The organism is Streptomyces sp. bgisy100, from assembly GCF_057709105.1.
Map to the genome: position 1 here is coordinate 42,227 of NZ_JBYITE010000050.1, position 11,800 is coordinate 54,026.

Annotated in this window: 9 protein-coding genes; 3 read left to right on the top strand and 6 right to left on the bottom strand. The window is 70.6% G+C overall.

Annotated features, from left to right (window positions below):
• Positions 1-15: 15 nt before the first annotated feature.
• The 6 genes from hpt to AC3EQ1_RS26185 all read right to left on the bottom strand — a co-directional run bounded on the left by hpt (position 16) and on the right by AC3EQ1_RS26185 (position 6,466).
• Positions 16-570, bottom strand: a complete 555-nt coding sequence (hpt, locus tag AC3EQ1_RS26160) for a hypoxanthine phosphoribosyltransferase (RefSeq protein ID WP_432096794.1) — start codon at positions 568-570, stop codon at positions 16-18.
• Between the two features lie 285 nt (positions 571-855).
• The gene (locus AC3EQ1_RS26165; RefSeq protein WP_432096795.1) at positions 856-1,287 is read right to left on the bottom strand and encodes an ANTAR domain-containing response regulator; all 432 of its coding nucleotides are present in this window, start codon (positions 1,285-1,287) and stop codon (positions 856-858) included.
• A 315-nt stretch (positions 1,288-1,602) separates the two neighbouring features.
• Complete coding sequence (locus AC3EQ1_RS26170) at positions 1,603-3,054, bottom strand: MFS transporter (RefSeq protein WP_432096796.1); 1,452 nt, start codon at positions 3,052-3,054, stop codon at positions 1,603-1,605.
• A gap of 202 nt (positions 3,055-3,256) precedes the next feature.
• Complete coding sequence (locus AC3EQ1_RS26175) at positions 3,257-3,655, bottom strand: MerR family transcriptional regulator (RefSeq protein WP_432096797.1); 399 nt, start codon at positions 3,653-3,655, stop codon at positions 3,257-3,259.
• 254 nt (positions 3,656-3,909) lie between these two features.
• A complete protein-coding gene (locus AC3EQ1_RS26180) occupies positions 3,910-5,124 on the bottom strand; it encodes a saccharopine dehydrogenase family protein (RefSeq protein WP_432096798.1) in 1,215 nt (404 codons plus the stop codon).
• 238 nt (positions 5,125-5,362) lie between these two features.
• Positions 5,363-6,466 (bottom strand): acyltransferase family protein, encoded by a 1,104-nt coding sequence (locus AC3EQ1_RS26185; protein ID WP_432096799.1) that lies wholly within the window; start codon positions 6,464-6,466, stop codon positions 5,363-5,365.
• A gap of 339 nt (positions 6,467-6,805) precedes the next feature.
• Between AC3EQ1_RS26185 and AC3EQ1_RS26190 the strand changes: the two genes are divergently transcribed.
• The 3 genes from AC3EQ1_RS26190 to AC3EQ1_RS26200 all read left to right on the top strand — a co-directional run.
• Entirely contained in the window at positions 6,806-7,363 is a 558-nt protein-coding gene (locus tag AC3EQ1_RS26190; protein ID WP_432096800.1) for a hypothetical protein, read from the top strand.
• Complete coding sequence (locus tag AC3EQ1_RS26195; RefSeq protein ID WP_432096801.1) at positions 7,360-8,556, top strand: glycosyltransferase family 4 protein; 1,197 nt, start codon at positions 7,360-7,362, stop codon at positions 8,554-8,556. The genes AC3EQ1_RS26190 and AC3EQ1_RS26195 overlap by 4 nt, the downstream gene beginning before the upstream one ends.
• A gap of 1,105 nt (positions 8,557-9,661) precedes the next feature.
• Positions 9,662-11,800: Ig-like domain repeat protein (locus AC3EQ1_RS26200; RefSeq protein WP_432096802.1), on the top strand; the 2,139-nt coding region annotated here is incomplete at its 3' end.

Genomic DNA, 11,800 nt, shown 5'->3' on the forward strand with positions numbered 1-11,800 from the left:
AGAGCCGGGGCTCCATCAGGACGAGGGCGCGGACACGGCTGCGGGAAGGCGGACTTCGTGGATGTCGCGGAGGTTGCGATGCCGTTCCGCGTAGTCGATTCCGTAGCCGGCGACCCAGTGCTGGGAGATGTCGAACCCCACATAGCGGGGCACCACCGGCTTGGTGACGGCGTGCGGCTTGCGCAGCAGCACACAGCAGTGCACCGATGCGGGAGCGTGTTCGCGGCACCGGGCCATCAGCCAGGCGAGCGTGGTGCCGGTGTCGAGGATGTCCTCGACGAGCAGCACGTCACGGCCGGTCAGGTCCTCGTCGATGTCCTTGAGCAGCCTGGGTTCCCCGGTCGTGCTGCCCCGTCCGTAGGTGGAAACGGCCACCCAGTCCATGGTGATCGGCAGATCGATGGCCCGGCCCAGGTCGACGGTGAAGGCCGCCGCTCCCTTGAGGACGCCGACGACCACCGGAGGCCGGCCGCGGTAGTCGCGGGTGATCTCCGCCCCGAGCTGCCGGACCCGTTCCGCTATCCGTTCTCCCGGAAACAGGACGCGCGCGAGTTCCTGCCGTAAAGCCACTGCCGGTTCCCCGTTGCCTTCCCGGCGATCCGTACCGCTCCTGGACGGACCGCACCACAGGTCCTTCTTCCCCCGCACATGGTCATTGAGCGAGTACAACAGTTCGTCAACTTACATCACTTCGGTAACCGTCGCATTACAGGGCGCAGGACAGGGCAGGGCGGCCGCAGCGCAGCGCACAGCCAGGTCAGGGCCGGGCACGGCGTGAGCGGAACGACGTTCGTGGACCGCGCTACGCGGCCAGGACACCGTCCGCGACGCCGACGGCGGGGGCAACCGGAACACTCAGGAACCGGCCGGCCGACCGGAGTTGCGGATTCTCCACAGAGCGCGGCGCAAGGCCGTCCCCGCCGGCCCATCCAGCACGGCCCCCTGGGAGCCTGCGATCACATGCTGAGCGATGGTGCGCATCTTGAGGTTGCTGTGCTGGGAGGCGTCGCGCAGCACGTCCCAGGCCTCGGCCGCGGTGCACGGCCCGGTGGCCATGAGCACCCCGCGGGCCTGGTCGATCACCGGTCTGGTCTCCAACGCCCGCTTGAGCTGGGCGACTTCCCGCCGCAGACGCTGCACTTCCTCCTCGACGCCCTCGGCTGCGCGGAACTCCCCCGCCACGGCGGACAGTTCGCTGAGCGAGTAGGAAACCGGCGACGGCCCACCGGAGCCACGACTTCCGGAACGCTCGCCGACCTGCCGGGCACGACCTCTCGTGTCACCCACTGATCCAGTTCTCCCACTCGGCGTTCGGAATCCGCCCCCTCGGTTCACCTGCCCTGCGGGCCCCGCCCCCACGCCACCGCCCCGCACGTTCCTCCCGTGTCGCCGGTCACGCCCGGCGGTGGACCTGTCGTGCCGGTACGTCCGTGATGAGCGATCACACATGGCGGCCCTGTCCTCCCGAAGCCGAGCCCCACGACACTGGGGCAGCCCTGCCGAGAGGATGCAGTCGAAGCGGAGTACGACTCGCGCCCCTGCCCTCATCGGAGGGCGGGGGCACAGCCGCCGGGCACGTTCAGGTACGTCCGGCCTGCACCGTCACGGCCCTTCCTCGGAAGCTGATGGCGCGGTGTCCACCTTGGGGAACCTGGTGAGCAGAACGGTCAGCCCACCAAGAAGCCCGATGGCGCCCGCCACCCAATATGCCGCGTGGAAACCTGCCAGCTGATCGGCTGGATGTGCGGCACCGCCGCTGACACCGGTCGAAACAGCAACCAGGATTGCTAAACCGACGCTGTTGCCGATCTGCTGCGCGGTCACATTGACCGCACCAGCGACTCCGTGCTGGTGCGGCGGCAGGCCCTCCAGCGTGGCGGCCGTCATCGCGCCGAAAGCCAATCCCTGGCCGGTGCTCATGACCACGATGCCGGGGAGCATGTGCACCCAGTACGAGCCGTCCACAGGTGTGCCCACCCACAGAGTGACGCCGGTTCCGATGAGAAGCAGGCCGCCGGCCATCAGGGGCTTGTAAGCCGCCGGCGACATCAGACGTCCGGCGATCTGCGAGCTGATGATCACTACCACGCCCACGGGCAGGACGGCCAGTGCAGACTCGAACGGCGAGTAACCGAGTACCCCTTGCGCGTACAGCGGCGAGAAGAACAGCAACCCACCGGCACCGGTGTAGAAGACAGCACCGGTGAGGGAGGCGGCCCTCACCGGGCGGCTGCGGAAGATACTCATCGGAAGCAGCGGCTCCGTACGCCCCTTCTCCCACACGACGAAGCCCGCCAGCCCGATCACGGCCGACACGAGTGAGACCAGGACCTGTGCGGACCCCCAACCGACTTCACCGCCCTCGCTCACGCCGTACACGACCAGGCCCATACCCAGGGTGACGAGGATCGCGCCCGGGATATCCAGGGGGCGCGGCCGGCGCCGGCCCGCAGGAAGCAGCGCCCGGACCCCTGCCAGGATCAGGCCTCCGGCGAGGACACTGACGGCGAACACCGAGCGCCAGCCGAGGAAGTCGGTGAGTGCCCCGCCAACAACCAGCCCGGCGCTGAAGCTGGACCCGCCGGTCGCCGCATAGACCGCCAGCGCCCGGTTCCGCTGCGCCCCTTCAGGGAAGATCTGGCTGAGCAGAGCAAGCGACGCAGGGCCGGACAGCGCTGCACCGATCCCCTGCAGAACACGAGCCGCGATCAGCACCCCAACGGTCGGAGCGAGCGCGGCGCCCAGCGAGGCCGCGGTGAAGAGCGCGACGCCCACTGCGAAGATCTTCCTGCGGCCCAGGACGTCCGCGATCCTGCCCCCGAACAGGAGGAACCCGGCAAAGGCAATGGAATATGCGGTCATCGCCCACTGTAGCGTGGACCTCTCAATGTCGTACTCATCACCGATGGAGGGCAAGGCGGCATTGATGACTGCAACGCCACTGACGTCCAGCGCCAGCGCTCCGGCAAGGAGAACGAGGGCCCATCGGCGTCGGCCTGCGGGCACGCCGGCGTCACGTGCTCCCGTTCCTGGTTCCGTGTCAAGAAGTGTCACTTCGTACTCCGCTGGTTGCTCAGGGCCTGTCGGATTCATGGGTGCTCAGGGTGGTGACGCGAACTCGATGGACCCTCATGCCGTCCCGTCGGGCGAGGCGGGGCCTGGGAGAGCGCATCGGGAAGCCGGCCCGGGGCGGGTGACAGGACACGGCTGATCGGCGCGGCACTGTAGGTTCCGGCCCGCGTCTCGGTGGCGGCCGTCAGCCCGTGCCCTCCACGGGGCGGCGGGTGACGGTCTCGTCGATGTGCTTCGCAAGCCGGCCGCGCAGCTCCTGGAGCGCGGCGATCCGGTCGTCCAGCGCGGTGAGCCGGTCGGTTGCCCGCCGCAACTCCTCGGCGCAGTACGGGCTTTCGCGCAGCGGCATGTCCAGACAACCGTTCACCAGCGCGGGGCGGACTTCGCCCAGGGTGAGGCCGGCGTCGAGGGCGTCCCTGATGTTCGCGGCCCGTACGGCGTCCAGCTCGCCGTACACGCGGTAGCCGTTCTCGGCGCGGAGGGGCGCCAAGAGGCCCTGCTGCTCGTAGTAGCGCAGGGACCGGGCGCTGACGCCGGTCAGGTTCGCCAGCTCTCCGATCCGCATCTCGATCTCCTTCAACATGGTTCGGACACTAGAACCCTGACACTCGCGTCAAGGTCAAGCATCCGAGGCGACAGATTCCGTCAATCGGGAACTGTCCGAGGCCGTGATCATTTCTTGGTGAAATCCGTCGGCATGACGGGGCCTCAGTGGCCACTCTCAGCTGCTTGCCGTCCGGTGTCGGTCTCGGGGAGGGCAGGGTCATGACGACCCGTCACATCTCGCAGCACTCCGCCGTCCCGCCGGGACCGCGCCGCCCGCCCTCCGGCGGTGTGTCACTGCTCCCGCATCCCCCACGGCGCACCATAGGACGCCAGACGGTCGAGGAACGGGCCCGGCGGCAGCGCCTCGGGGCCCAGTACCCCCGCTCCGCCCCAGACCTTCTCGGCCATCAGCTCCATGGCGATCACCGGGTTGATCGCGGTCTGCCAGACGACCGCCTGGGAGCCGTACTCGCTCATGGACCACTGGTTGTCGACGACGTGGTACAGGTACAGCTCCCGCGGGACACCGGCCCTGCTGCCCTTGACCCAGGTGCCCGCGCACGTCCGGCCCCGCATCCGCTCGCCGAGGGTCGCCGGGTCGGGGAGGCAGGCGGCCACCACGTCCCGCGGGGCGACGTCCACCGGGCCGACGGCCACCGGGTCGGTCCGGTCCAGGCCCAGTCGGTGCAGGGTTCTGAGCGTCCCGATCACCTCGCCGCCCAGCCCGTACTTGAACGTGACGCGGCGGGCCTCGACATGGCGCGGGATGAGCAGCACCTCCTCGTGCTCCACGTTGACGCATTCGAGGGGCCCGATGCCTTCGGGGAAGTCGAAGACCTCGGGTTCGCTGAACGGCTCGGTGGTGTACCACTTCCGGCCGGCCGGGCGGTCCGCCTCGTAGACGACGGGCGGGTTGAGGCACTCCTCGATCATGGTCCAGATGGAGAAGGAGGGGGCGAAGGCGTACCCGTCCACGACGAGATCCGCTCCGTCACGGACGCCGATCTCCTCGATCTCGTCGAAGAGTTCGTCCGCCGCGTACCGGGCGAAGACGTCCGAGAGGCCCGGTTCGACGCCCATGCCCACGAGGGCGAGCCGGCCGCGGTCCCGCCACTGCTCGTCGAGGGCGAACTGCTCGTCGCCCAGCTTGACGCCGCACTCCTCGTACGGCCGCTCCGGGTGCGGCCGGGACAGCGACATCGCCATGTCCAGATAGTGGCTTCCGGCGTCGAGCGCGGCGCGGAACAGCGGCATGACGAAGCGGGGGTCGGTGGCGTTGAGCAGGACGTCGCAGCGGTGCGAGGCGAGGAGCTCGCGGACGGCCGCCTCGTCGGAGGCGTCCACCCGGGCCGCGACGAAGCGGGAGTCACCGACGGAGCCCACGGCCGCCCGGGCCCGCTCCGGGTCGTGGTCGGCCACCACCATGTGGTCGAAGAAGTCACGGCGGGCGGCGATCCGCACCGCGGCAGTGCCGACCCCGCCCGCACCGACCAGGAGAATCCTCACAGCCGTCCTTCCTCGCCCGGGAGCGGTCACGGTCCGGCACTCCGCCGGCATTCCCGACACCGCCCCGGGCAGCACCTGCGAGCCCGATGCCAGGAATGATCCGTCACCCGGAGACACCCTTCAACCGCTCGGGGGCCGGCCCGCGCCGCACCGTCGGCCGGCGGGCCCGACGGAGATCGGGCACCCTCGCTCGTACCGCCCGGAGGACGGACCGGCGCACCCGACGGCGCCAGGGCCCTCAGCTCGCCACGGACTCCGCGTGCCGCCGTTCCTCAGGAACCGGAGGCCGCCCGGAGGGCAGCACCCCGGCCACCGCCGGTTCGCGGTTGCGGAACGCCCACTCCAGCCGCGGCTCCATGACCGGACGCAGCAGCCGCCGCACCGGCGCGGAGGTGAGCGCCAGGGCCAGGCCGACCCCCAGGGCGGTCACCACGACCTGGCCGAGCGGGGTGTGCCAGAAGGCCGCGTCGAACCAGTTCTCCCATGCCGCCGTACGGATGAAGAAGCCGTGCAGCAGATAGGCGCAGAGCGTGCCCGCGCCCAGTGGGGTGAACCAGGTGTCGCGCCGGGGCACCCACGCCAGGAAGGCGGCCACGAGCACGAGCGAACACGCCGTCATCGCCAGCGTCATCGCCGCCCCGACCGGCCAGGCCACGTGCAGCTCGCTCCAGCCGCGGCTGTGGAACACCCACTCGGCGGTCATCCGCCCCTTCACCCAGTACGCCATGGCCGCGGCCCCGGCCATGGCGGGAACGGCGGCGATCCGCACCGGCCTGGACCGCAGCAGATCCCAGTGCTCGGGACGCATGACCAGGCCGATCACGAAGAAGGGGAGGAACTGCAGCACCCGGTCGAGGTTGAGCACCGGACCCGGCTCGCCCGCGGCGCCGACCAGGGCGATGACGACGGCGAGCCCCACCGCGACATCGGCGCGCAGCACCCGCCACAGGGGCGCGGTGAGCCGCCAGACGAAGAGCGCGGCCAGGAACCAGGTGAGATACCAGGGCGAGAGCAGACTGAGGTCGTTGCTCCGGCCGTCCACCGCGTTGCCGTAGAGCGTGTAGGCCGTCTCGAAGACCGCGTAGGGCACGGCGACACCGGTGATCAGCCGCTTCACCTGGTTCGGGCGGAAGGCGAAGCTCCGCGAGAAGTAGCCGGAGATCAGAATGAACACCGGCATGTGGAACATGTAGACGAACAGGTAGGCGGCCCACATGGCATGGCTGTCCTTCAGGGGCTGCCATGCGTGGCCCACCACCACCAGCACGATGGCCAGCAGCTTCGCATTGTCGAAGAACGGGTCACGGGCAGTCCCCTGCACCGCCGGCACGCCTCGCGTCACACAGCCTCCTCTGTCGGCGCGTCGGGTTTCGTGTGGACCGTCGGGGGCGATGCCCCTCTGATCCACCCCTGGCACCATAAGCACCATAGACACCTCAAATCACAGGAATCCCAGGATGAACAACGACTCATCCGGTCCAACGCGGCACCGGGATCCCGGTGCCCCATCGGGGCATTGAGGTGCTCCATTCGGGTTATACGCACGCTGCGGGCAGGTTCCCTCACGTCCCGCCCGCGGAAGTTTCCCTACGCGCTGTAGGGTCCGCAGCCGACCTGCACTTCCGCACCGTCGAGCCGTGTGCCGAGCCGTGGTGCCGAGTGCCCGAAGGAGAACGCGTACGTGGACAGCCAGCCGCCCCCCGCAGCGCCGGGCCGCGCCATCGAGGAGGAACCGGCCCACGCCGAGATCGAGGAGGTGTGGCCGCGCGACGGCCGGATCCGCGTGGTCGGCTTCGTCGCCGACCCGCCGGGCGGGGCGCGCCCACCGGTCCGGGACGACAGCAAGGTCCCGGACGACAGCCGGGTCCCGTACGACAGCGAGGCCCCGCACGACCGTGCAGTCCCGGACGGCACCGAGGCCGTACTCGTCGCCCGTTCGCGAGGAGCGCACGGCACCGAGGTACGGGCCGGGACGCACCTGCGGAACGGCCGCTTCGACGCCGGGCTGCCCGTCGATGCCCTGGCCGCGGGGTGCGACGGGCGGAAACTGACCTGGGACCTCTATCTCTTGGCCGCTCCCGGCGCCGACGAACTGCGGCTCGGGCGCCATCTGGACGACATCCGCGGCAAGAAGAAGATCTTCACCTACCCGGCGCAGACAGCCGGATCCGTCCGGGTCAAGCCGTACTTCACGGTCAAGGACAACCTCTCCGTCACCTGCCGCCGGGAGACCGTGTGAAGATCCGCTTCCTGCTGCTCAACGCGTTCACGGTCGGCGGCACCGTGCGCACGGTGATCAACCAGGCGAACAGCCTCGCCGCCGCGGGCCACGACGTGGAGGTCGTCAGCGTCCACCGGGAACGGCGCGCCCCGGCTTTCCCCGTCGATCCGCGCATCCGGCTGCGTCCGCTGGTCGACGGCAGTGCCGACGCGCCGGCGTGGCGGCGCGCTCTGGAACGGCGGATGCAGCGCTCCCCCAGCCGGCTGGTGCCGCCCTCGGAGGTCCGCCACGACCGGTTCAACCGGCTGACCGACCGTCGGCTCACCCGCTATCTGCGCTCCCTCGACGGCGGGGTGCTGGTCACCACCCGCCCCGCGCTCAATCTGCTGGCCGCCCGGCTGGCCCCGACAGGAGTCGTCCGGGTCGCCCAGGAACATCTGCACTACGCGCGGCACAAGCCGGAGCTGACCCGGGAGATCGACCACTGGTACCGGCGGCTCGACGCCGTCGCCGTGCTCACCGGCACCGACGAAGAGGCGTACCGCCGCGTCCTGGCGGGCTCGGGTGTCCGCGTCGAACGCATCCCCAACGCCCTGAACGACGGCGACCGGACGCCCTCCTCACTGGACGGCAAGCTGGTCGTCGCCGCCGGGCGGCTGGTGAAGGCCAAGGGGTTCGACCTGCTGATCAAGGCGTTCGACCGGATCGTCCACGACCACCCCGACTGGAAGCTGCGCATCTACGGCTCCGGCGCCGAACGCAAGAAGCTGCGCCGGCTGATCCACCGCAGGCACCTCTACAACCACGTGCTCCTCATGGGCCGGACCACCCGGCTGGACGAGGAGCTGTCCAAGGCTTCGGTCTTCGCGCTCAGCTCCCGCCACGAAGGCTTCGGCATGGTGCTCGCCGAGGCCATGAGCCACGGCGTTCCCGTGGTCAGTTTCGACTGCCCGCAGGGGCCCCGCGAGATCGTCACCGACGGCGAGGACGGGCTGCTCGTGCCCAACGGGGACGTCTCCGCGCTGACCGGAGCGCTGCGGCGGCTCATCGAGGACGAACCGCTGCGCAAGGACCTGGGCAACCGGGCGGCCGAATCGGCGCACCGCTACGACCGGAGCAGCATCCGCCCCCGGTGGGAACGGCTTTTCACGGAACTGCTCGACGCCAAGGACCCGCAGGGCGGGGCCGCGGACGCCCCGCGGGCCGCCTGAGCGGGCGCGCGGGGCCTCAGAGCCGGTCGTTCGGATGGGCCGGGCTCGCGGTGCCTGCCTGACCCGAACGACAGGCCCTGGGGCCGTGCCTCGATTCGGTACACCCGGCGCCCTCGTCGGCGCCGGTCGCGGGGGCGCCGCCCGGCTGCCCCGTCGGGGTCATGTTCCCGCCGGTGGCGTGACATCGCGGCGCGCGGCTCGTTCTGCTCCTGTGACGGGCCGATCGCCACGGTGCGTACGGCGGACCGGACTCCGCACGCGGGCGGACGCACCTCCGCCGTGGACGGACACGATGCGCTCTCCGGTACGCCTGCCGGTACGGCTCCGCTCCGAACGGCGCATCGTGGCACCGCGCGTGGCGAAGAGGCAGAGCCGGGGCGCATTGCGGCGAGCAGGGCGCACGGCACCAGCCGGAACGCAGTGCCCGACCAGGTGGGCGGGTCACCTTGGGGCACTGTGACGGAACGTGCCGGGCAGCAGCGGGACATGCCGCCCCGGCGCGCCTCTCCGGCGTCGCCGTCGGTCCCGCCCCGGTGGCCGGGATTCCCCCGGCCCGTCACGCCGTTCCCCCTCGGATCACCTGCGGCGTCGGCCGCTGCGGGAGACGAGCCGCCGCCCGGGGGCCGGGCCTGCCCTCCCCCGTCCCCCGGGGCGCAGTCGCCGCACATCGCGGAGGCGCATACGGCGCATCCCCGAATTGATGAACGAGCGCGGCCTCACCCGCTGTAGCGGGCCGGGGCGGACGTGCCGTGGGGACCGTCCGCTCCCCTACCACCTGGCCGGTCCGGACCGGTCGCCGGACCAGGATGAGAACGGACGGCTGCCGGTGCACTGAGGCGTAGTGCGGCCGAGCAGGAATGCGCCTTGTGCGCGGCTGAGCGCTGCGCCGACCGGGGGACATTGCATCCCTCCATCTGGCCCAAAGGTGCTGCGGCGCTGCCTACTGCTGACATCGACAGGTGGGCCGCCCACTTCCTGCGTCGGGGGGTGGCGGACTCGTCGGTGCCCCGTGCCGACCTGCGCCGCCCTTGTCCGTGCTGCGACCGCTGCACGGGCTTCGGGCTGCCCGCTTTCCGTCCATGGACCCGTGAAAGGGGCTCGCACCATGGCACTATCGACCACCACCGTGACGTCGGCACCGGACCCATCGGTCTTCGGTCAGACGGTCACCTTCACCGCGACCGTTGCCGATCCCCTGGCGATCTTCACACCGACCGGCACCGTCAGCTTCGTCGTGGACGGTGGCGCACCGGTGACCGTGCCGGTGAACGGCAGCGGACAGGCGTTCCTCACCATCTCCACCCTGGCGGTCGGCTCGCACGCCGTGACCGCCACCTACAGCGGTGACGCGAACCTCGATCCGTCCACCGGCGCGGACACGCAGGTGGTCACCCCGGCCCTGACCACTGTCGCCCTCACCACGAGTCCCAACCCGGCGGTCTGTGGGGAGACCATCACCCTGACCGCGCAGGTCACTCCCGTTCCTCCGGGTACCGGTACCCCGACCGGCACGGTGACGTTCATCATCAGCGCCGACGGACCCCCGCTGATCGCCCCCGTCGACGCCTCGGGGCAGGCGCAGGCCACGGTGAGCAACCTCAGCGTCGGCCCGCACCTCGTCGCCGCCGCCTACTCCGGTGACGCCAACTTCGCCGGCGACACCTCCGGGTTCGTGACGCAGAACGTCATCCAGGCACAGTCGGACACCGCGGTGACGGTCTCGCCCGACCCGTCGGTGTGCGGGCAGTCCGTCACGGTGTGCGCGACCGTCACCGCGCAGGCTCCGGCGACCGGAACCCCGACGGGTTCGGTCGTGTTCACCGGACCCGGCGGACTCAACCAGACGGTGGCCGTGGATGCCACCGGCCAGGCCTGTTTCACCACCACCGGGCTCAGCACCGGCAGCGTGACGGCCACCTACGGCGGCGACACCTGCTTCGCGACGTCGAGCGGGTCGGCCGACGCCACGGTCAACGCAGCCGCCACCACCACCGCCGTCTCCGCGACACCGAACCCGTCGGTCTGCGGACAGTCCGTCACCGTCTGCGCCACGGTCACCGCCAACCCGCCCGGCACCGGAATCCCCACCGGAACCGTCACCTTCACCGGACCCGGCGGACTCAACCAGACCGTCGCCCTCGACGCCACCGGACAGGCCTGCCTCACGAGCACCACGCTGTCCAGCGGAACCGTCACCGCCACCTACAACGGTGACACCTGCTTCACCGGCTCCGTCGCCACGACCACGGTGACGGTGAACCAGGCCGATTCGACGACCACGGTCACGGCCACGCCGAACCCGTCCGTGTGCGGACAGTCGGTGACGGTGTGCGCCACAGTGGTCGTCGACCCGCCCGGCTCCGGAATCCCCACCGGAACCGTCACCTTCACCGGACCCGGCGGACTCAACCAGACCGCCACCCTCGACGCCACCGGACAGGCCTGCCTCACCAGCACCACGCTGTCCAGCGGAACCGTCACCGCCACCTACAACGGTGACACCTGCGTCTCCGGTTCGGTGGCCACTACGACGGTGACCGTCAACCCGGCGTCCACCACCACCTCGGTCACGGCGACACCGAACCCGTCGGTCTGCGGACAGGCCATCACTGTCTGTGCCACCGTCACCGTCAATCCGCCCGGCACCGGAATCCCCACCGGAACCGTCACCTTCACCGGACCCGGCGGACTCAACCAGACCGTCGCCCTCGACGCCACCGGCCAGGCCTGCCTCACCACCACCACGCTGGGCACCGGGACCGTCACCGCCACCTACAACGGTGACACCTGCTTCAGCGGCTCCGTCGGCACCGCCGAAGTGACCGTCAACGAAGCATCCACGACCACCACGGTCACGGCGACCCCCGACCCGTCGGTCTGCGGACAGGCCGTCACCATCTGCGCCACGGTCACCGCCAACCCGCCCGGCTCCGGCACACCCAGCGGTACCGTCACCTTCACCGGACCCGGCGGACTCAACCAGACCGTCACCCTCGACGCCACCGGACAGGCCTGCCTCACCACCACCACGCTGTCCAGCGGAACCGTCACCGCCACCTACAACGGCGAGGACACCTGCTTCACCGGCTCCATCGGCACGGTTGCAGTCACCGTCAACGAGGCCTCCACCACCACCGCGGTCAGCGTGACGCCGAACCCGTCGGTGTGCGGTGAGTCGGTCACCGTCTGCGCCACCGTCACCACCAACGCCCCGGGATCGGGCACACCCACCGGAACCGTCACC